The organism is Nocardia sp. NPDC049737 (assembly GCF_040674755.1).
In the GTDB taxonomy this organism is placed as follows: Bacteria; Actinomycetota; Actinomycetes; order Mycobacteriales; family Mycobacteriaceae; genus Nocardia.
The window spans coordinates 22,267-44,348 of sequence record NZ_JBFANH010000015.1 but is presented as its reverse complement, the minus strand read 5'-3'; the positions used below and the strand labels follow the sequence as shown (position 1 = coordinate 44,348).

At 66.4% G+C, this 22,082-nt stretch carries 10 protein-coding genes; 2 read left to right on the top strand and 8 right to left on the bottom strand.

The window, feature by feature from the left end; translation table 11 throughout:
- Positions 1 to 11: 11 nt before the first annotated feature.
- On the top strand, positions 12 to 554 hold the full coding sequence (locus tag AB0J47_RS20755) for a YaeQ family protein (protein ID WP_364348000.1): 543 nt from the start codon (positions 12 to 14) through the stop codon (positions 552 to 554).
- A gap of 10 nt (positions 555 to 564) precedes the next feature.
- Here AB0J47_RS20755 and AB0J47_RS20750 read toward each other — a convergent pair whose 3' ends face one another.
- A complete protein-coding gene (locus AB0J47_RS20750; RefSeq protein WP_364347997.1) occupies positions 565 to 891 on the bottom strand; it encodes a hypothetical protein in 327 nt (108 codons plus the stop codon).
- Positions 892 to 1,149: 258 nt separating this feature from the next.
- Between AB0J47_RS20750 and AB0J47_RS20745 the strand changes: the two genes are divergently transcribed.
- Entirely contained in the window at positions 1,150 to 1,485 is a 336-nt protein-coding gene (locus AB0J47_RS20745; protein WP_040691372.1) for an RNA polymerase-binding protein RbpA, read from the top strand.
- A gap of 197 nt (positions 1,486 to 1,682) precedes the next feature.
- Here AB0J47_RS20745 and AB0J47_RS20740 read toward each other — a convergent pair whose 3' ends face one another.
- From AB0J47_RS20740 to AB0J47_RS20710, 7 genes are all read right to left on the bottom strand, one after another.
- Entirely contained in the window at positions 1,683 to 2,465 is a 783-nt protein-coding gene (locus AB0J47_RS20740) for an ABC transporter permease (protein ID WP_364348451.1), read from the bottom strand.
- An 83-nt stretch (positions 2,466 to 2,548) separates the two neighbouring features.
- Positions 2,549 to 3,535: an ATP-binding cassette domain-containing protein gene (locus tag AB0J47_RS20735; protein ID WP_364347993.1), complete on the bottom strand. Its 987-nt coding sequence runs from the start codon at positions 3,533 to 3,535 to the stop codon at positions 2,549 to 2,551.
- Positions 3,536 to 3,849: 314 nt separating this feature from the next.
- Positions 3,850 to 17,499, bottom strand: a complete 13,650-nt coding sequence (locus AB0J47_RS20730) for an amino acid adenylation domain-containing protein (protein ID WP_364347990.1) — start codon at positions 17,497 to 17,499, stop codon at positions 3,850 to 3,852.
- A 386-nt stretch (positions 17,500 to 17,885) separates the two neighbouring features.
- The gene (lnt, locus tag AB0J47_RS20725) at positions 17,886 to 19,544 is read right to left on the bottom strand and encodes an apolipoprotein N-acyltransferase (RefSeq protein ID WP_364348448.1); all 1,659 of its coding nucleotides are present in this window, start codon (positions 19,542 to 19,544) and stop codon (positions 17,886 to 17,888) included.
- 25 nt (positions 19,545 to 19,569) lie between these two features.
- Positions 19,570 to 21,162 carry an amidohydrolase family protein gene (locus AB0J47_RS20720; protein WP_364347987.1) on the bottom strand — a complete coding sequence of 531 codons (1,593 nt, stop codon included), beginning with the start codon at positions 21,160 to 21,162 and terminating at the stop codon, positions 19,570 to 19,572.
- Positions 21,163 to 21,189: 27 nt separating this feature from the next.
- Positions 21,190 to 21,477 (bottom strand): hypothetical protein, encoded by a 288-nt coding sequence (locus AB0J47_RS20715; protein ID WP_364347984.1) that lies wholly within the window; start codon positions 21,475 to 21,477, stop codon positions 21,190 to 21,192.
- A 91-nt stretch (positions 21,478 to 21,568) separates the two neighbouring features.
- Positions 21,569 to 22,048 (bottom strand): FxsA family protein, encoded by a 480-nt coding sequence (locus tag AB0J47_RS20710; RefSeq protein ID WP_364347981.1) that lies wholly within the window; start codon positions 22,046 to 22,048, stop codon positions 21,569 to 21,571.
- Between the last annotated feature and the right edge of the window lie 34 nt (positions 22,049 to 22,082).

Genomic DNA, 22,082 nt, shown 5'->3' with positions numbered 1-22,082 from the left:
CTCCTGCTCCTATGGCCCTCAGCGCAACACTGCACAACTTCGCCGTCCACCTCGCCGATGTCGACCGTGGCGTCTATCAGGAGTTGGAGTTACGGGTCGCGCGCCACCCGTCCGAAACCGCCGAGTTCATGCTGACGCGACTGCTCGCCTACTGCCTCGAGTATGAGGAAGGCATCGCCTTCAGCGACGGCGGCGTTTCGTCCACCGATGAGCCCGCGGTGCTGGTGCGCGATCTCACCGGTCAGCTCACCGCCTGGATCGAGGTCGGCGCACCCGATGCCGATCGTGTACACCGCGGCAGCAAATCGGCAGAGCGCGTTGCCATCTACACCCATCGCGACCCGGCCAAGGTGCTCGCACAGCTCACCGGCAAGCGGATCCACCGCGCCGAAGCGATTCCGCTGTACAGCTTCGATCGCGACTTCATCGATTCCGCGGTAGCCGCCATCGAACGCCGCAATACGGTCACGCTTTCGGTTACCGAGCGACTGCTGTACTTGGATCTGAATGGCACTGGCCTGAGCACATCGGTCGAAGAGCGCAGAATCGGCTAGCGATCGACGCTCACCGCAGACGTTCGGCCTCGCGGGTGAGGGTCAGCAGGGTGGCGCTCAAGGCCTTCAGTTCTTCGGTGTCGGCGCCCTCACCGATGGCCGTGGCCACGTCCTCGGCGGCGCAGCGGGCGGCGAACCAGCGGTCGGCCAGATCGGCCGCCTCCTGGGCGCTCAGTACCACCGAATCCGCCGGAATTCCGGTTCCCTTCAAGCTGCTGCGGTGTTCGTAGGCGCGTTGGCGACAGGACTGACGGCAGTACCGGCGACGGCGTCCGGCCTCCGATTCGACGATCTCCCGCCCACACCACAGGCAGCAGGACAGCAAGCGGCGCGACATGACGCAGAACCCTAATGGTTATGCCGACCGAATGGGACTCGCGACCCCGGTTCAATCGGCGCGGCGCGGGCGTGGCGGAGTGTGGCCGGGACACCGACTACAATGGAACGGTTCGCCAGAACGCCGATGGGGAACTATTGGCGCAGGCACGATCGTTACATCTAAGGTCCAGCGAGCGTCACGCGTTCATCCGGCAGTGACCGATGAAGGACGCGGTCGCAGCGCAACAAGACTCGAGCACACAGGGAGAGGCACACCATGGCAGATCGCGTACTCCGGGGCAGTCGGCTCGGAGCGGTGAGCTACGAAACCGATCGCGACCACGACCTGGCCCCGCGACGGATTGCTCGGTACCGGACCGATAACGGCGAGGAGTTCGACGTTCCCTTCGCCGACGACGCAGAGATCCCCCCGACCTGGCTTTGCCGCAACGGCCAGGAAGGCACCCTCATGGAGGGCACCACCCAGGAGACCAAGAAGGTCAAGCCGCCGCGCACGCACTGGGACATGCTGCTGGAACGTCGCAGCAAGGAAGAGCTGGAGGAGCTGCTGAAGGAGCGGCTGGATCTGCTGAAGACACGGCGTCGGGTCTAGGTTCCTCGCCCGGAGCCGGTGCAGACTGACAAAAGGCCGCTTGCATCAACCGGTGCAAGCGGCCTTTCTTGTACCCGAGTCCAAGGCGTGCACTCCCTGTGGCAGCTGCACACCGGGGTATAGCGGGTGAGCAGCTGCTACAAGGGGGTGAGAACTTGTCCCGGGCGACCCGGTGCTGCCCGAGGATGAATCGCGGTCTACTTGCTGGCGACCTTGCGATAGCGCAGCAGAGCCAGCGGTACGACCACGATAAGAATGGCGAGGGAACACGCCACCGCGTATTCGATGCAGTGGTCGGCGGGCCAACCGGTTGGGGTGCCGAAGGTGGGGGGTGCACTGTTGTCGAAGAGCTTTCGTCCGGCGGCGGAAACCGCGGTAATGGGGTTCCATTCGGCAACGGTGCGCAACGGGCCCGGCAGCGATTCCGCGGAGATGAAGGCCGAGGAGATGAACGTCAGCGGGAACAGCCAGATCAGGCCCGCGCTCTGGGCGACTTCGACGGTGGGTGAGAACAGACCGGTGATAGCGCCGACCCATGACATGGCGAACGCGAACAGCAGAATTATCGCGAAAGCCAGTACGGCATCGGCGATCCCGCCGTTGATGCGCCAGCCGACGATATACCCGCAACCGACCATGACGGCCAGGCTCAGAATATTCACCACCAGATCCGAGAGTGTGCGGCCCATCAGCACCGCCAGCCGCGACATCGGCAGCGTGCGCATGCGGTCGATGATGCCCTTCTCCAGATCGCCCGCTAGGCCGACGGTGGTGAAGGCGGCGTTGAAAGCGACTGTCTGGGTGAAGATTCCGGCGAGCAGGAATTCGCGATATTGGCCGCCGCCGAGTGAGGCGCCGAAGATGTAGGCGAACAGGAAGACGAACATCAATGGCTGGATCGTCGCGGTCACCAACAGGGTCGGAACCCGCAGGATGGTCAGCAGATTCCGGTAGGCGACGATGGCGCTGTCCCGGATGATCCGGACGTGTGGCTGCCGAATCTCCTGCGGGGATTCGGTTTTCGCGGTCGGTTCCGCTTCGGCGCGCACGATTGCGGTGCTCATCAAGACAAGATCTCCTCTTGTACATCGTCGATTTCCGGCTCGAGTTCATGCGCGGCGGTGCCGGTGAGGGACAGGAATACGTCGTCGAGACTGGGCCGGTGCACGTCGGCGTCGACCACGCACACCCCGGCGTCGTCGAGCCTGCGCAGCGCTTCGACCATGGTGCGAGAGCCGTCGGCGACCACAATGGAAACTTCGTCCGCGTCCAAATCGTGAGTTGGCTCACCGATACCGACCTGCGCGAGGATCGTCAGCGCGGGCAGCACGTCCTGGCCCGCGGCCAACGTGATGGTGAGTCTGTCGCCGCCGATGGAGGTCTTCAGTTCATCGGCCGACCCCTTCGCGATGACCCGCCCGCGATCGATGACCGTGATGCGGTCGGCGAGCTGGTCGGCCTCTTCCAGATACTGGGTGGTGAGCAACACCGTGGTGCCGTCGACGACGAGATCGCCGATGACGCGCCACATATCGAGACGGCCACGCGGATCCAGCCCGGTGGTCGGCTCGTCCAGCACCACCACCGCGGGCCGCGCCACCAATGCCCCGGCGAGGTCGAGCCGCCGCGCCATACCGCCGGAATAGGTGCCCGCGCGACGGTGCGCCGCATGGTCCAGACCGAAGGCGCTCAGCAACTCCGCCGCGCGAGATGTGGCCTGCCGCTGCGACATTCCGTACAGCCGCGCCACCATGCGCAGATTCTCGTATCCGGTCAGATTGGCATCGACCGCCGCGTACTGACCGGACAGTCCGATGCGGCGACGTGCCGCCGCCGGATCGCGCAAGACGTCGATGCCCGCGACCCGCACCGCTCCGGCACACGGCCGCAGCAGGGTGGTCACGATGCGCACCGTCGTCGTTTTGCCCGCGCCGTTGGGTCCGAGCAGCGCCATTACCGTGCCGGCCGGAATCTGTAGGTCGACCTCGTCCAGCACCCGCACCCGGCCGTAAGTCTTGACCAGGCCGCGCACTTCTACCGCGAGACTCACGACACAACCTGCCGAGCCCTCGCCCCCGGGGCCCGCACTCTGGCCGCACCTGCTACGGCTTGCTCACGACCTATCGTTTCACGGCATTCGCTCACGACCGCACCTCGCTGACGCTGTTGCGTCGTGCGCGAAGGCGCACTGTGTCGATGGTTCACTCGCTGACGCTCGCTCACGATTCGCTCCTATTCCGGCCCTCGGCACCGACGTCCCGGTCCGCGCGGTCGTCTGCGCTGTATCGCGCGAATCCGCTTTGGTGACACCAGGCTTCGTCGATGCGTACGGGTGCTGTGTCGATGGATTGTCGAAACGCTCTCTCACGACCATGACTCCTGCCCCGGTCCGCCTTCCAGGTGTTCGTTGAGCACGGGACCGATGACGGCGAGTGATTCCGGTGTCGTCATGGCCGAGTGTTTGCAGGGCAGGTCGTGGTTGTGAATGGTGCCGGTGACGAAGGGGGCCCACGCCGCGGCGCAGCGGGTCGGGTCGGTGCGGTTGATCTCGTCATCGGCCGCGGTGAAGAAGAGCACGTCACCGTCGAAGGTCTTGGGGCGGAAGCTGTGGGCCAGGACAGTGCCACTGGTATAGCCCGCGTACAGGTGCTCCAGGTGTTCGACGGTCAGGGCGGCGAACGGCCCGGGACGCGAGCGCAGCAGTTCGGCGGCGTCGCGCAGGGTCATGCGCGGGTCGAGTTCGACGTCATCGGCGTCATTGCCGAATTCGCCGATGATCTCGGCCACCGCGGGGATCGCATGCTCGAGCCATTCATCGGTGAGCTGGTAGCTGTCCATCATCGACAGCAGCGCGACCTGCTCGCCCGCCTCCTGCAGTTGGACCGCCACCTCGTGCGCGATCAGGCCGCCCAGCGACCAGCCGAGCAGATGGTAGGGCCCTTCGGGCTGGATCGACTTGATATGTGCCACATAATTTTCCGCGGCCTCGCCGATGGAATCGAACCCGTCCTCGCCCGCGACATGCGGTGCCTGCAATCCGTACACCGGACGGTCCGCAGGCAGATGCGCGAGCAGGCCCGAGTAGCACCAGGACAGTCCGATCGCGGGATGGATGCAGAACAACGGGGCCCGGCTCGCAGCGGTGGTGCGGGCCCGGATCGGCAGTACCGGCTCCAGCGTCGCGGCGATGGCGGCACCGGGGTGACCGGCTCCGTCCAGCCGGGCCGCGATGGCGGCCGGCGTGGATTCGCCGAACATCAGCTGCACCGGGATATCGATCCCGTTGGTGCGCAGCTCTGCCACGACCTTGGTGGCCAGCAGTGAGTTGCCGCCGAGTTCGAAGAATCCATCGTCGACACCCACTGTTTCGACACCTAGCACCGTCGCGAAGGCGGCGCACAGCTGCGCCTCGGTCAGGGTGGCGGGTGCCCGATAGCCTTCGCTCGCGCCGAAGACCGGTTCCGGCAACGCCTTTCGGTCGAGCTTGCCGACCGGGCTGAGCGGAACCTCGTCGATCAGCATGATCGATTGCGGCACCATGTAATTCGGCACCCGTTCGGCGAGATGTTCGGTGAGCTCGGCCGTGCTCGGCGTTGTTCCATCGCACGGCTTCACATACGACACCAATGCCGTCGCGCCGGCGTGGGTCCGATAGCCGATGGTCGTGGCGAACTCGACCGCGTCGTGGCGGGCGAGCGCAGCGTCGATCTCGCCGAGCTCGATGCGGAAGCCGCGGATCTTCACCTGATGGTCGGTGCGGCCGAGATATTCGATTTCCCGGGCCGAGTCGGAGCTGTGCCCGAACCAGCGAACGAGATCGCCGGTGCGATACATCCTTTCACCCGGCTTGCCGTAGGGATTCGCGATGAACCGCTGCGCGGTCAGCCCCGGACGGTTCAGATAGCCCCGTGCCAGCGCACTACCTGCCAAATGCAGTTCACCGGTCACCCCGACCGGAGCGGGGCGCAGCCGCCCATCGAGGATGGTCGCGTTGACGCCGCGGATCGGCCCGCCGATCGTGATCGGCTCACCCGGGGTCATGGGCTGGGAAATCACCGTGACAATGGTGGTCTCGGTCGGCCCGTACACGTTGTAGAGATTGCGTCCGGGCGCCCAGCGTGTGACCAGCTCCGGCGGCAGCGCCTCGCCGCCCACCAGCACATGCGCCAGTTCGGTGACGCCGGTCGGATCGACCGTGCCCAGTGCCGACGTGGTGATGAACGCGTGCGTGATCCCCTCGTCGACAAACACCCTGCCCAGTTCGGCACCGCCGACCACACCCGGCGGCGTAATCACCAGCGTCGCCGCACCACCCAGCGCGAGCAGCAGGTCGAGCATGGCGGCATCGAAGCTCGGCGTCGCGAAATGCAGGACTCGGCAACCGGGGTGCACCTCGAAGCGCTCCGCGGTCTCCGCGGCGAAGTTCGACAAGCCGCCATGGGTAACCACCACACCCTTGGGTGTACCGGTCGAGCCGGAGGTGTAGATGACGTAGGCCGGATTGTCCACCCGCAGCACGCTGGTCCGCTCTCCCGTCCTGATCGACGCATCGGAGGTATCCAGCACGCGCCGACGGAATTCGGCATCGTCGAGCACGATCCACTCGGCATCGCCGGGCATCTGATCGCGGTGCGCGGCGAGCGTGATCCCCAGTGCTGCATCGGAATCAGTGAGCATGTGGGAGATTCGCTGCGCCGGATACATCGGATCGACCGGCACGAATGCCGCCCCCGCCTTGGCCACCGCGAGCATTGTCGCCACCGATTCGACCGAACGCGGAATCCCCAGCGCCACCAGCGTTTCCGGCCCGACCCCGCGCTCGATGAGCACCCGCGCCAGCCGGTTGGTCCACCGATCGAGCGCGTCGTAGCTCACCTGGGTGTCACCCGAACGCAGCGCGACGGCCTGGCGATCGATATTCGCCGCGGTCTCGAACACCTCTGGGAAGGTGACCGGCCGGTCCGCCTCCGCCCCGCGCACCGGGGCCAGCCCGGACCATTCGGCGGGATCGAGCAGTTCCAGGTCGCCCACGGCGGTGGTCGGATTCGCGGCGACGCCGGCGAGCAGCCGGACCAGTCGCTTACCGAGCCGCTGCGCGGTCTCCTCGTCGAACAGATCGCTCGCGTAGTTGACCGACAGCATGATGCCGGCGGCTTCCCTTGTGCCGGTTTCGGATTCGGTCAGCGTGAACTGCAGATCGAACTTCGCGATACCGGTGTCGACATCCTCGGACTCGATGCGCAGCCCGGGCAGTTCGAGCACCCGCACCGGGTGGTTCTGCACCGAGAGCATCACCTGGAACAACGGATGATGGGCCTGCGAACGGGCCGGATTCAGCACCTCGACGAGCCGCTCGAAGGGCAGGTCCGCATGTGCGAACGCGTCAAGATCGGTATCGCGCACGGCGTGCAGTAGGTCGGTGAACCTGGCGTCCGGATCGATCCGGGTGCGCAGCACCAACGTGTTGACGAACATGCCGACCATCCGATCCAGCTCGGGGTGGCCACCGCGACCGGCGATCGGCGTGCCGACGGTAATGTCTTCGGTCGCGGTCATCCGGTGCAGCAGTACCGCGAGCGCGGCGTGCAGCAGCATGAACATGCTGACGTTATTGCTGGTGGCAATCGTGCGCAGTTCCCGATGGGTCAACGCGTCGATCGGGCACTCGACGATGCCGCCGCGATAGCTCGGCGCGGGCGGGCGCGGCCGGTCCGCGGGCAGGCTCAGCAGCTCCGGAATTCCGTCCAGGGTCTTACGCCAGTAATCGAGCTGGCGATGGACCACCGAGTCGGGATCGTCCTCGGTGCCGAGCGTGTCCTGCTGCCAGAGCGCGTAATCCGCGTACTGGATCTCCGATTCCGGCCAGTCCGGCGTCTTCCCCGCGGATGCGGCCGCATAGGCAGCGGCAACATCGGCGGCCAGGGGCGCCAGCGACCAGCCGTCCATCGCGATGTGGTGGACGACGAGCGCGAGTACGTGCTCGGTCGGTGCCCCGGATTTCGGGTCGGTGGATCCGTCCTGGTCGACCGTGATCAGCTCGGCCCGCAGCGGCACAGTCGAGGCGAGATCGAATCCTCGAGTCGCGAAACTCTGTACCGCGCCGAGTATTTCGGACAGTGGCATGGTCGCGACGAACAGCGTGACGGCCGCATCGGCCGGATCGAGAATCTGCTGCGTGGGAACCCCGTCGACCTCCGGGAACACCGTCCGCAGCGTCTCGTGCCGCTGCTGCACGGCGTGCAGTGCCCGCGTCAGCGCGTCGACATCCAGCTCGCCGCGCAAGCGCAGCACCACCGGGATGTTGTAGGCCCCGCCGACATGACCCGCGCCGTCCCCGACCTGATTGAACCGGTTCAGGAACCACAATCGAGACTGCGCCGCCGACAACGGGATCCGAGCCGGCCGATCGCGGCGCACCAACTCCGGCCGGGCGTCCGCACCGGAGCCGGAATCGAGCAGGCTCGCGAGTTCGGCGACCGTCGGCTTGGTGAAGACGGTGCGCACCTCGAGCCGGATATTGGTCGCCGCGGCCAGCCGTGCCACGAGTTGGGTTGCCACCAGCGAATTTCCGCCGATATCGAAGAAGCTGTCCTCGGCGCTCACGCTCTCGACACCGACCAACTCGCCCATCACCTCGGCGACCAGCCGCTCGGCGTCGGTCGCGGGTACCCGCTGGGCAGTGCGCACCGTCAGCTGCGGTTCGGGCAGTGCGGCAACATCCAACTTGCCGGTCGGGGTCAGCGGAATCCCGTCCAGCACCGTGATACTCGCCGGAACCATGTGTGCGGGAAGATGTTCGGCGACATGGGCGCGTACCGCGTCGATATTCGGTGTGGTGTCGTCGGCGGGCTGGATGAACGAGACGATCCGATCCGATCCCGCGATATGGCGCACCTCGGTGTGCGCGAACCGCACGTGCTCATGTGCGGCGAGCGCATTGGTGATCTCGCCGAGTTCGATGCGGAAGCCGCGCACCTTGACCTGATGGTCACTGCGTCCGAGGTAGACGATCTCGCCTGCGGCATTCCAGCGCACCACATCACCACTGCGATACATCCGCGACCCCGGCGGTCCGAAGGGGTCGGCGACGAATCGCGTCGCGGTGAGTTCGAACCGGTCGAGATACCCACGTGTGACACCGAATCCGCCCAGGTACAAATCGCCGGGCACACCAACGGGGACCGGACGCAGCCGCTCGTCGAGCACCAGCGCCCGCGCACCACGCACCGGCGTGCCGATGGTGATCGGTTCACCGATCGCCATCGGACTGGAGATCGTGACGACGATGGTGGTTTCGGTCGGCCCGTATACGTTGTGCATCTGACGTCCCGGCGCCCACCGGGCCACCAACTCGGGGCCGAAGGCCTCGCCACCCACCATCAGCCCACGCAGGTCCGGCAATGACCACCGTTCCCGATCAATGGTGGCAAGCGCGGCCGGGGTGATGAACGTGTGGGTGACCCGTTCGCGCTCCATCAGCGCGGCCAGTTCATCACCCCCGTAGACATCCGTCGGGACGATCACCATCGTCGCACCGGACCCGATGGCGAGTAGCAGCTCGAGAAGGGCCGCGTCGAAGCTCGGTGAGGAGAAGTGCAGCGTGCGCGCATCCTTGTCGATCCGAATACGCTCGCGGACCTCGTCGCCGAGGTTCGACAGGCCGTTGTGCGCGACACCCACACCCTTGGGTTTGCCGGTCGAGCCCGAGGTGTAGATCACATATGCCAGGTCGTCGATCTCGACGGGACGATGGCGTTCGTAGTCGTCGACCAGGCAGTCGTCGAATTCGTCGAGTTCCTCGACGAATTCGGGAGCATCCAGCAGCAGCCAGTCGGTGCCCGCGGTCGCGGGAAGCCGATCGGCGTGCTCGGTCAGCGTGACTCCCACTTCGCACCCGGAGTCGACCAGCATGTGCCGCATGCGGTCGGCCGGATAGTTCGGATCCACTGGCACGAATGCGGCGCCGGACTTGGCGACCGCGAGCATCGTGATGACCGAGTCGATCGAGCGCGTCAGGCCGAGTGCCACCCGGTCACCCGGACCGAGCCCGCGCTCGATCAGCGCCCGCGCCAACCGATTCGAGCGCGCGTCGACCTCGGTGTACGTCAGCGAGGTGCCGCCCGCGCGGATCGCCATGCGCTGCGGATACATATGCGCGGTGGCGGTGAAGTAAGCGGCCAGCGTGCACTGCGGCGTGGTCGCGCCGCCGGTGGCCGGAGTGAGCTGTCGTCGCTCGAATTCGGTGCGCACGTCGATATCGCGGACCAGCACCTGCGGCACGGCGGTAATGGCCGCCAAAACCCCCAGAAACCGATCAGCCAATGTTTTGACCGTTGCCGCATCGAAAAGCTCTGCGGCATAAACAAATTCGAAGGCACGCAGCGACGCGTTCGGTCCGGTGTCGCGGGCACCGGTACCGACCCGCAGCTCCAGATCGAATTTGGCCAGCGCAATATCCAATTCATCGGCATGCAAGGCGAGGTCGGGCAGTTCGAGCGACGGAACCGGACCGTCCTGCACCGTCAGCGCCACTTGGAACAGCGGCTGGCGACTGCTGCCGCGCGCATCGCGCCCCAACTCCTTGACGATGCGCTCGAAGGGGATATCCGCATGCGCCATGGCGGCCAGCTCATTATCCCGATCCGCGCGCAGCAGCGTCGCGAACGGAATATCCGGATCGACGTCCGAGCGCAGCACCAGCGTATTGACGAACATGCCGACCAGCTCGTCGAGCTTTGTATCGGTGCGACCCGCGACCGGCGTGCCGATCACGATATCCCGGCCGCCGGTAATGAACCGCAGCGTGACCGCGAGAGCCGGGCGCAGCACCATGAACATGCTGACGCCTTGTTCGCGGGCGAGTTCGGCGAGCGCCTGCCGCGTCGGCTCGGGCACGGTGAAGCGCACCGAACCCGCCTGCTGCGTCGGCTCGGCCGGCCGCAGGCGATCGTAGGGCAGCGGCAGTTCGTCGGGCAGATCCGCCAGTGCGGTACGCCAGTACGCGAGTTGCTCGCCCGCGAGGCTTTCCGGATCGGCCTCGTCACCGAGGTAGGCGCGCTGCCACAGCCCGAAATCGGCGTACTGCACCGGAAGTGGCGTCCAACCGGGTGCGACACCCTCCCGCCTTGCCATATAGGCAGCGGCGAGATCCCGGGTCAGCGGGCCGAGCGACCAGCCGTCGGCGGCGATGTGATGTACTACGATGCCGAGCAGATGCCGCCGAGACTCGGTGCGCAGCAGGGTGATCCGCAGCGGGATGTCCTTGGTGAGATCGAATCCGGTACGGGCCATGGCCCGCAGTGCCTGCTCGGCGGCGCTCTCGTCGGTCGCCACCGGTTCGACCACCGGCATGGCCTTGCCCGTCGGCAGCACCGACTGCTGGGCGCCGAGATTGTCCTCCGGGAAGACGGTGCGCAGTACCTCGTGCCGCTCGACCAGATCGGTCAGCGCCGCGCGCAGTGCATCCACATCCAGATCGCCGTCGATCCGAATGACGAATGCGATGTTGTAAGCACTCGATTCGGGTGAAAATCGATTGAGGAACCACAGTCGCTGCTGGGGCAGCGACAATGGAATGCGTCCCGGACGCGGGGTATGCACAGCCAGCGCCACCCGTTGCGTCCGGGGCGCTTCCGCTATCAGTTCCGCGATGCCCGCGACCGTCGGCGCCTCGAAGATCAGCCGCACCGGCAGGTCGACGCCGAAGTCCGCGTACAGTGCGGAGGCGAGGCGGGTGGCCAGCAACGAGGTGCCGCCGACGTCGAAGAAGCTGTCCTCCGCGCCCGTTATCGGACGGCCGAGGACTTCACCGAACGCGGCGGCGACGCGCTGCTCGATCAGCGTACTCGGCGCACGCGAGGAGCCCACGGTCGCGAAAACCGGTGCGGGCAGGGCCTTTCGATCCAGCTTCCCGGCCTGGGTGACGGGCATCTCGTCGAGTACCGCAATCGAGGCGGGAACCATATAACCGGGCAGCCGCTGACGTGCGGTCTCGGTGATATCGGCGGCATTGATCGGTTCGTCCGCGGTTATATAGGAGACCAGGCGGGGCTGGCCGTGTTCGTCGGTGTGCACGACGGTGAGCGCGGCGTTCACAGCCGGATGGGCGCGCAGCACATGGTCGATTTCGCGCAGTTCGATACGGAAGCCGCGGATCTTGATCTGGTCGTCGGCGCGTCCGAGGAAGCGCAGCTGTCCGGTCGGATCAGAAACCACGAGATCGCCGGTGCGGTACATCCTTTCACCGCGCCTGCCGTGCGGGTTGGCCGGGAAGCGCTGTGCGGTAAGGCCGTATCGCCCCAGATAGCCGCGGGCCAACCCCGGGCCGGACAGGTAGAGCTCGCCCGGGGTGCCCGGTGGCACCGGATGCAGTCGAGCATCCAGCACGAAAAGCCGCATACCGCGCACCGGCATGCCGAGCGGCACCGGGCGTCCCGCCTGCATCGGAGCGCTGGCGGTGGCGGCGACGGTCGCCTCGGAAGGTCCGTACATATTGTGGATGCGGTGCTCGGCCGACCACCGTTCGACCAGGTCCTCGGAGCACGCCTCACCACCGACGATGACGGCCTCGAGCTCGTCGAGCCCCTCCTCCGGCACGGTGGCCAACGCGGCCGGCGTGATGAAGGCATGGGTGACCCGCTCGGTGCGCAGCAGATCGGCGAGTTCGGTACCGCCGTACACGCCCGCGGGTGCGACGACAATGGTGGCGCCGGCCGCGAACCCGAGCAGAATCTCCAGCACCGACGCGTCGAAGCTGGGCGAGGAGAAGTGCAGCGTGCGTGCCGAATCCGTAACACCGAACAGATACATCTGCTCCTGTGCCAGCGATGCGATACCGCCGTGGGTGACGATCACGGCCTTGGGCTTTCCGGTGGAACCCGAGGTGTAGATCAGGTAGGCCGGATGGCCGGTGCGCAGCGGATAGTGGCGGTCGGCATCGGTGACGGGATCGGTTGAGTGGCGGGCGGATTCGGTTGCCAGCTCGTCGGAGCCGAGCACCAGCCAGTCGACATCGTGCTTGCGATGCTTACTGCGGGCGGCGGGCCAGGCGGGCATGGTGGCCAGGGATGCCGGAACGGTCAGCCCGAGCATGGCACCGGAATCGGCGATCATATGCCCGATCCGCTCGGCCGGGTAGCTCGGATCGATCGGCACATATGCCGCACCGGTTTTCGCAACCGCCCAGATGGCCGCGATGGAATCGAGGCTGCGCGGCAAGGCGATCGCCACCACGACCTCGGGGCCGGCACCATGTTCGATCAGGGTGCGCGCCAGCCGGTTCGACATCTCGTCGAGTTCGCGATAGCTGGTGTCGACGCCCCCATATCGCACCGCGGTCGCATCCGGCAGCCGCTCGGCGATGTCGGTGAACAGCTGTGCCAGGGTTATCGGGGGCTCGCCGGGGGCACCGGCAATCGGTACCAGCTTCGCGTTCTCCCGCAGGTCCAGAATCTCCAGATCACCAACCGGGCAATTGGGCTCGACGACGACGGCACTGAGCACGGCGATGAAGCGCCGGGCGAACGATTCGACCGTACGCTTGTCGAAAACATCTGTGGCATAGCCGAATTCGGCGTGCAGCGGACCGTCGGCGAGGCTGTCGTGCAGTTCCAGCTGCAGATCGAATTTGGCGATATCGGCCGCGATCGGCAGCACCTGCGCCTGCACACCGGGCAGCTCGATGCTCAGATCCGGCGCACGGTCATAGGACAGCATCACCTGGAACAGCGGATGCCTGGCGGCGGAGCGCTCCGGGTTGACGAGTTCGACCAGCCGCTCGAACGGCACATCCGCATTGGCGAAGGCATTGAGATCGGTTTCGCGGACCACATCGAGCATCTGGTCGAATCCAGTGGCCGGATCGACCTCGGTGCGCAACACGAGTGTGTTGACGAACATGCCGACGAGATCGTCGAGCGCCGGATCCGAGCGGCCCGCGATCGGGGTGCCGATGGCGATATCGGTGCTCGCGCAGAGCCGCGCGAGCAGGGTGGCCAATGCGGCATGCAGCACCATGAACATGCTGACGCCCCGGCTGGCCGCGAGTTCGGCTGCGGCGCGTCGGATCTCGGGCGGGATGGTGAACTCGACCCGGCCGCCATCGGTCGAGCGACGCAGCGGGCGCGGACGGTCCAGCGGCAGGTCGAGCTGGTCCGGCAGACTGGTGAGGGCCGAGCGCCAGTAGGCGAGCTGGCGGCTGAGCGCACTCGCCGGATCGGTTTCGTCGCCGAGCAGTTCACGCTGCCACAGGGCGAAATCGGCGTACTGCACCGGCAACGGGTTCCACTGTGGCGCTATGCCCTTCGCACGCATGGCCACCGCGGACATAAGATCCCGGGCCAGTGGTGCGATCGACCAACCGTCACCGCAGATGTGGTGCAGCACGATGAGGAATACGTGCCGATCGGGTCCGGTGGTCCACAGAGCCACCCGGATCGGGGCCTGGCTACGCAGATCGAAGCCGTAGCCGGCGAACTCCTCGGCGAGTACGCGTACATCGGCGCCGGTCGCGTCGATCGGATCCAGGGTGAGCGGGATGTCGCAGGCCCGATGCACGAGCTGATACGGACCCTCGGGCGCATCCGGGAATGTGGTGCGCAGGGATTCGTGCCGTTCGATCACATCGATGAGGCCGGCACGCAGTGCCACGATATCGATGGGTCCGTCGATTTCGACGGCCAGCGGCATGTTGTAGACAGCGGCATGTTCGGCGAAGCGGTTGAGAATCCACAGGCGCTGCTGTGCCAGCGACACCGGAATCCGCTGCGGCCGTTCGACCGGTACCAGCTTCGGGGAGGACGCATCCGGGTTGTGCGTGGCGAAGCGCTCGATCAACGCGGCGATGGTCGAGGCCTCGAACAGGTCGCGGATGGTCAGTCCGGTGCCGAGGGCGGCATTGATCCGTGCGACCGCGCGGGCGGCGATCAGCGAATTGCCGCCTAGATCGAAAAAACCGTCCTCGACACCGATTCCGTCGATGCCGAGTACTTCGGCGAAGATTCCGGCGAGCACCCGCTCCACCTCGGTGCGTGGTTCGGCGGTGAGGTGGCCGGACGGGCGGGCGGCAATCGGTTCGGGCAGCGCCTTGCGGTCGATCTTCCCATTCGCGCTCAACGGTAGTTCGTCGAGCAACATCAGCACCGAGGGCACCATGTAGCCGGGCAGCGTGCGACGCAATGCGTTCAGCAGTGCGGCGCTGTCCAAGGCGTCCGAAAAGGCCGGTACGGCGACGACATAGGCGACGAGTTCATCGCCGGTGCGGCCGCGATGGGCGACGCAGACCGCACGGGCGACCCGTTCGTCGGCCAGCAGTGCCGCCTCGATTTCGCCGAGTTCGATGCGCAGACCGCGGATCTTGACCTGGAAGTCACTGCGGCCCAGGTATTCGAGGAAGCCCCGACTCGAATCCCCCTGGTGGTCACCGAGATTCGGATCGAGCCGCCAGCGCGCCAGATCGCCGGTGCGGTACATCCGGGCGCCCGGGGTGAACGGATTGGCCACGAAACGATCAGCGGTCAAACGGGATTGGCCGAGGTAACCGCGCGCCAGTTGGACTCCCGCGAGATACAGCTCGCCGACGACCCCCGGCGGCACCGGCCGCAAGTGGGCGTCCAGGACGTAGGTCTGGGTGTTCCACACCGGCGAGCCGATTGGCACGGTGTCCGGATCGGCAGGGCACGGCCAGTAGGTGACATCGACGGCGGCCTCGGTCGGCCCGTACAGATTGTGTAGTTCGGGTCCCTGCAGGGCGGCGTGGAAATCACGAACGGTGGCCGCCGGCAACGCTTCACCGCTGCAGAACACCCGGCGCAGCGTGGTGCAGCCGCGCACGTCGGTATCGGTGACGAACACCGAAAGCATCGACGGCACGAAATGTGCAACGGTAATTGACTTTTCGGCGATTGTCCGGGCCAGGTAGCCCGGATCGCGATGGCCATCGGGCGTCGCGACGACCAGTCGCGCGCCGATCTGCAAGGGCCAGAAGAACTCCCAGACCGAAACGTCGAAGGTGGCCGGGGTCTTCTGCAGCACCGCGTCAGTGGTATCGAGTGGATATTCGTGCTGCATCCAGCGCAGCCGGTTGACGATCGCGGCGTGGGTCACGCCGACGCCTTTGGGTTTTCCGGTCGAGCCGGAGGTGAAGATCACGTACGCGAGATGATCGGCGCGCAGCGGGGTGAGACGGTCGGTGTCGGTGATCGGGCGGGCGTCGAAATCCGCGAGGTGGACGGTATCGATCGCCACGGCGTCCGCGCCGTCCGGCAGCGCGAGCTCGTCTCGGGTCGCGGTCAATACGCAGACCGGATCGGCCTGTTCGAGGATCTGTTCGATCCGATCCACGGGGTGATCCGAATCCAGCGGCAGGTACGCCGCGCCCGCCTTGATGATCGCGTACATGCCGACGACCAGCTCGATGCTGCGCCGCAAGTACAGTCCGACCACCTTTTCCGGGCCCGCGCCGCGCGTGATGAGCAGTCGGGCCAACCGGTTGGCACGCTCGTCCAGTTCACGGTAAGTCAGTGTCTCGTTACCGAATTCGAGCGCGACCGCATCCGGGCAGATCATCGCGCGATCAGTGAACAGGCCTGACAGGGTTCCCTGCTGCGGCGCGGTCTCGGTGGCGTTCCAGGTGTGCACGACGCGCTCGTGCTCGTCATCGGTGATGGCGACGAGACTCTCGGCGCGTGTATCGGGTTCGGCGGCAAGGAAACGGGTCAGGAAGTCCAGGAACCGGGTGTGGTGCGCGGCGACCTCGGACTCCGCGTAGAGCCGCGGATTGGCCTCGAAGTCGATATGGATGCGACCGCCCTCGCCGTTGTACAGATTGATGGACAGGTCCTCGACCGGGCCGGTGGCCAGCACATGCAGCGAGCCGAGCAGACTGCCGAACTTCAGCTCGTCGTGGAACAGCATGATGTTGACCATCGGGCCGAAGAATCCGCGTGCATCGCGGGAGTAGCCGCAGTCGCGGCGGATGTCGTCATGCCGGTAGCGCTGGTGCCGCAGCGCGCCGGTGATCTGCAATTCGGCGGCACGCACCACATCGCGCACGCTGGGATCGGCATCGAAGCGCACCCGGATCGGCACCACATTCGAGACCACGCCGGCGGAGCGGCGCAGCGCGACCGTGGTCCGCGCCGAGACCGGCAGGCTCAGCACCACGTCGGGATTGCCGGTCACCGACCGCACATAGGCGGCCAGTGCGGCGACGAACATGGTCGAGCTGTGGGTCTCGAGTTCGGCGGTGGCCGCGGTCATCGCGGCTTCGGCGCGCGCGTCGAGGACCGCGCAAGCACGCCGCCGCCCCGCGTCGGGGGCGGCGGTGAGGCCGTTCACGCTGGACAGAGTCATCGGTCCACCAGCGCCCGCTAATTGTTCGAGCCAATAGTCACGGTCGTTGCGGAACCGGCTGGAGTCGCGGTATGTGGATTCGTCCGCATAGATTTTGGCCAGCGGTGTGGCCCGGGATGCCTCGGGTTCGGTGCGGTTCTCCACCGCCGTATAGATCTCCGCGGTACGGGTGAGCGCGTTCATCGCGCCATAGCCGTCGATCACGATGTGATGGCCGCGTGCATACCAGATGTAGTCGGATTCACCGGTCCGCAGCACTATGTTCGTGGTCAGTGGATCGCGCTCGAAATCGATCGGCGAGCTGGCGTGCTCGTTCATCCAGCGCAGCGCGGCAGCGTGCGAATCGGGCTCGTCGCGCAGATCGATCCGGCCCCAGCCCGGGCGACGGTTGTGGTCGATCACCTGATGTGGAACACCATCGATCTCGATCAGCCGCACATGCCCGACCTGCGTTTCGACACCGAACCGTTCGATCGAGTACAGCAAGCGTCCGACGTCCAGGTCTCCGTGGATCTCGACATACTGCGCAATGGTCAGCGGGACATCCGGGCGGATACGTTGGGCGTACCAGAGGGCTGTTTGCGCTGGCGACAGTGCGAATGGTTGTGCCGAGAATTCACCGGAAGAGCATTGGTCGACGCGATCCGTGGCCAATGACTTCATCAATCACTCCTTCTGCCGCTGTTGATGCACAACTCCACGAGCACCGCCACCGCAGGCGCGCACGCGCCAGCCGTAGGACGTGATCCACGCCCATAGATTCGGAGCATCGAATGCAGCGGATGGCCAGCGTTGCGGATTTGTTTCACTTCGAACGACGTCGGCAGCAAGGCACATTCGTTAGATATATTTCCGCAAATTCTCCAGATTTGCGGCCTGAGCAGCATAAACACCGGAAAACAACGACTTACGCCAGCCCTGATTTCTAGTCTGGCGAACTGCACGCTAACGCTCAGGGCAGACCGAAAGACGGTTTTAAAGCCCAGAAACATACCAACTGTTTGGTTAGGAGGAAGCCCTATTCATCGCGCTCGAACGATCTCGCGAGCTCAGCCGACCGGCTCGTCCATGGCGGCCTGGTCGTTCGCGTACTTGTCGCGAGCATTTCGCCGCCGGATAACTCCCACGACAACGGCAGCAGCGGACAGGATAACCGAAAGAAGTTCCGATCGGGCGCCGAATCGAGTCGCGAGTGTTGTGTCGCTGCGCAATGGCAGTTCGGCGACCAGTGCGGCGGGGACGAACTCGGGTGTCTGCTGCTGGACCGTGCCGTCCGCGGTGATGATGGCGCTGACACCGGAAGTGGCCGCGACTACGAGGGCGCGGCCGTGCTCGACGGCGCGGACCCGGGACATGGCCAACTGCTGATAGGTCATCTCGCTGTCGCCGAAGGTGGCGTTATTGGTGGGCACGGTCAGCAATTGCGCGCCCGCGTGCATGGAATCGCGGAAGGCGCGGTCGAAGGCGACCTCGTAGCAGGTCGCGACGCCGATATCGACGCCGCCTCCGTAGCGACTGCTTGCCGGTCGCTCGAAGAGGTCGGCGTGGACGGTGCCGTCGCCGTGCCCGGGCACGAAGTATCCGGCGCGGTCGGCGTACTCGGAGAACAGGCGGAAGAAGCTGCGCATCGGCAGGTATTCGCCGAACGGCTGGATGATCTTCTTGTCGTGCCGCTCCCCCGGCCCGGCCGCGCCGTTCCAGACGATGACCGAGTTCGTCGTCGTGCGGTCGCCGTTAACCAGCACGGCGCCGACGAGGATCGGCGCGCCGATCTGCTCGGACGCCTCGGTGATCTCAGCGGCCGCGTCGGCATTGCGCAGCGGGTCGATATCGGATGAGTTCTCCGGCCAGATCACCACGTCCGGCTTGCGTGCCTTTCCCCCCGCGACCGCTCGAGCCAATTCCTCGGTGCGCCGGACATGGTTGTCCAGTACGGCGCGTCGCTGGGCATTGAAGTCCAGCCCGAGCCGCGGCACGCTACCCTGGATGGCGGCGACGGTGATCGTCCGGTCGCCCTGCTCCGGGCCGGGCAGCGCGGTCCGGAGGATCGCTCCGGTGATCGGGATGACAACGAGCGTGACCGCCGCGGCGATAATTCCAACGCGGGTGGTAGCACGACCCCGCTCGGCAGACGACGGATCGTCGGTCGGCGCGACCGTCACGTGAGTCCACAAGTACACCAGCAGTGCCGCCGCCGCGGTCGCGGTGAGCGCCACCGCGAACCCGATGAGCGGCGCTCCCCCGACCATCGCCAGCGACAGATACCAGCCGTCGGCCTGACCGAACGCCAAGCGCCCCCAGGGGAATCCGCCGAACGGAAAACTCGATCGCAGCCACTCGGTGGCCGTCCACGTCAACGCGACCAACACCGGCCACCCCGGCAGCGAAAACAACAACCGCGCCAGAAGCCCGAATAGCCCGATATATAAGGAGCACACCGTCGACAACGCGAGCCACGGTACCGGCCCAACGTAGATCCCGGTCCACGGCAACAGCGGCACGAAAAACCCGAGCCCCGCCAGGAACCCGTACCCGAATCCCCCACGCAACCGCGCGGCGCCGCGCACGGTCAGTGTCAGCACCACGATCCCGATCGGCGCAAGGAACCAGAACGGTCGCGGCGGAAAGCTCCCGAAGATCAACAGCCCCGACACCACCGCCGCAACCGACCTACTCAGCACCGGAAACCGACCGAGCACGCCCACCATGCGGCGCAGAGCCGCGCCGGGTATTTCAGGCCTCATGGATAGTGACTCCGCGGTGAACGGTGCGCAGGCAGGTGGGCAGGGATGCGTCGGGGCCGAGCGGGGGCAGGCCAGGAACTCGGGAGCGCGGATCGGTGGACCACCGTTGGACGGTATCGGCGGCTGCGGCCACGACGAGATCGGCGGCGTCCCAAATCGCGTAGGAGGCGGGAGCTCCCGGAACCAGGGTGCCCGCCACGCCGTCGCGAAGTCCGCCCGCGCGCCAGGCACCGCGGGTGGCGGCGGCGAAGGCGGCACGGGGCGAGAGGCCGTGGCCGGAGGTGCGGTGGTTGACGGCCGCCCGGACCGCCGACCAGGGGTCGAGTGCGGTAACCGGTGCGTCCGAGCCGATGGCGAGCGCGATGCCCGCCGCGGCCATGGCCGCGAACGGATTCAGCGTTGCGGCCCGTTCGGCGCCGAGGCGGCTGACGTACATGCCGTCCGGGCCGCCCCAGGTCGCATCGAAACCTGGTTGGACACTGGCGATTACGCCCCAGGCGGCCAGTTTCGCGATCTGATCGGCGTCGATCATCTCCGCATGCTCGACGCGGTGCGCGCGGGACGCGACGGCCGGGCCACCGAGTTCGTCGATCACCTGCCCGAATCCGGCTACGACAGCGTCCATCGCGGCATCGCCGATGACGTGGAATCCGGCTTGCATGCCCGCCTCGGTGCAGGCGCGCACATGTGCGGCGATCGTGTCCGCGTCGAGGTAGCCGAGACCGGTTCCGGCGTGATCGGCGTAAGGCGCGCGCAGCAGAGCGCTGCGCGAGCCGATCGAACCGTCCACGAACAAATCGCCGCCGAGCGCGTGCACCCCGAGTTCGGCGACCAGCGCCCGCGCCTCATCCGCGGTACGGACCGCCTCACCCCAATAGGCCCGGACCTGCACACCGTGCTCGAACTCGAGCAACTCACGAATATCGGTGCGCCCGGCGATCTCCGGTCCCGCACACTCGTGCACGGCGACAACACCGTGCGCGGCCGCCGTGTCCAGCGCCGCCTTGCGCGCCCGATCCCGTTGTGCGCGATCCAATCCCGAGAGAACCGCGGTGCGCACCAGATGATGTGCGTCGGCACGCAGGGGTGCACCCCGGGTGAATCCCGCCGCGGCAGTGACTGCCGCAGTCAACAACACCGACGACACCACCGCCGAATGCGCGTCCACCCGTGACAGATACACCTGCCGGGCCGGCTGCACCACCGCGTCGATCTCCTCGACCGTCGGCGGCCGCCGCTCCGGCCACCCGGTCTCGTCCCAGCCGTCGCCGAGAATCGCGCCGTCAGGATGCGACGCCGCGAACGCGCGCAGCAGTTCCAGACAGTGTTCGAGTGACCGTGCTGTCGACAGATCGAGTCCGGTCAGCTTCAAGCCCAGTGCCGTCACGTGCACGTGCGGATCGACGAACGCCGGTGCCACGAATGCACCGTCGAGGTCGATGATCTCCGCATCCGAATGCAGCGCACGACCCGGTTGCTCGGCGCCCAACCACACCACGGTGCCGTCGGTCACGGCCATTGCCGTCGCGTCGGGTGAACTCGAGCTGTAGAAACGACCGCCGATCAGCAACTGGGTACTCACGAGACACCAGTCTGCCGTATGGGTTTTTCAGTCCGTCGAGTCGGACAGTCTCCGCTCCGTAGCGACTGCTTGCAGGTCGCTCGAAATGGTCGGCGGCGAAACGTCCGCGGGTTGTGCGAGTACCGCCATGACCTCCGAGTATCTCGGCGGCGCGGCACCGGGCGCGGCCCGCATACCGGCCTCCACCGCGATCAGCTCCAGCCGCAATGCCGCAGCCGTGAATCCGGAAATCGACTGTCCCGCAGCCGCCGCGGCCTGCCGCACCGCCGCTGCCAGCTCCTCGCTCACCGTGACGGTGAGCTCTTCGGTCGCCATCCGGCCACCCTAGCCCTTTGATCCGTCTCACGAAATGGGCACGAGGGTGATAGTTGGCACGGTTTATGGAAGCGGCTCGGCGTGAACCCGATCAGCCGCCGAGGGCCGGCCGTGTCGAGGGGCGGGGGTCGTCGTACCACTCGGTGACAACCGTGCCGTCGACCACATCGTCACCGTCGATGATCACGCCGCGGTACGGCATCGCCGCGGCCAGACGGCTGAAGCGGCGCGCGGCGAACGCGGCGACCAGCGGACGGACCAGGAAGCGGGTCGGCGGCAGCAGCAGAAGCAGCCCGAAGAACGAGGTGACCAGGCCCGGGATGAACATCAGGAACCCGCCCGCGGCGACGAGCGCGCCATCGGCGACCGCGGTGCCCGGATTGATCTCACCGCGCCCGGCGCGTCGGAACTGTTCGAAGACACGACGGCCTTGGGAACCGATGAGCAGCATGCCCGCCGCGGAGCCGGCGATGAGCAGCAGGATGGTCGGCATTACACCGATGAGGTGGCCGACGCCGATCAGCGCGGCAATCTCGACGATGACGTAGAGCACGAACAGTACGGCGGGCATGGCGATCCTTTCGGACGATCTACCCGGTTCAACG

Coding starts and splice junctions, on each gene's coding strand:
- AB0J47_RS20755 (WP_364348000.1), top strand. CDS start 12: ATGGCCCTCAGCGCAACACTGCACAACTTCGCCGTCCACCTCGCCGAT.
- AB0J47_RS20750 (WP_364347997.1), bottom strand. CDS start 891: ATGTCGCGCCGCTTGCTGTCCTGCTGCCTGTGGTGTGGGCGGGAGATC.
- AB0J47_RS20745 (WP_040691372.1), top strand. CDS start 1,150: ATGGCAGATCGCGTACTCCGGGGCAGTCGGCTCGGAGCGGTGAGCTAC.
- AB0J47_RS20730 (WP_364347990.1), bottom strand. CDS start 17,499: ATGAAGTCATTGGCCACGGATCGCGTCGACCAATGCTCTTCCGGTGAA.
- lnt (WP_364348448.1), bottom strand. CDS start 19,544: ATGGTGGGCGTGCTCGGTCGGTTTCCGGTGCTGAGTAGGTCGGTTGCG.
- AB0J47_RS20715 (WP_364347984.1), bottom strand. CDS start 21,477: ATGGCGACCGAAGAGCTCACCGTCACGGTGAGCGAGGAGCTGGCAGCG.
- AB0J47_RS20710 (WP_364347981.1), bottom strand. CDS start 22,048: ATGCCCGCCGTACTGTTCGTGCTCTACGTCATCGTCGAGATTGCCGCG.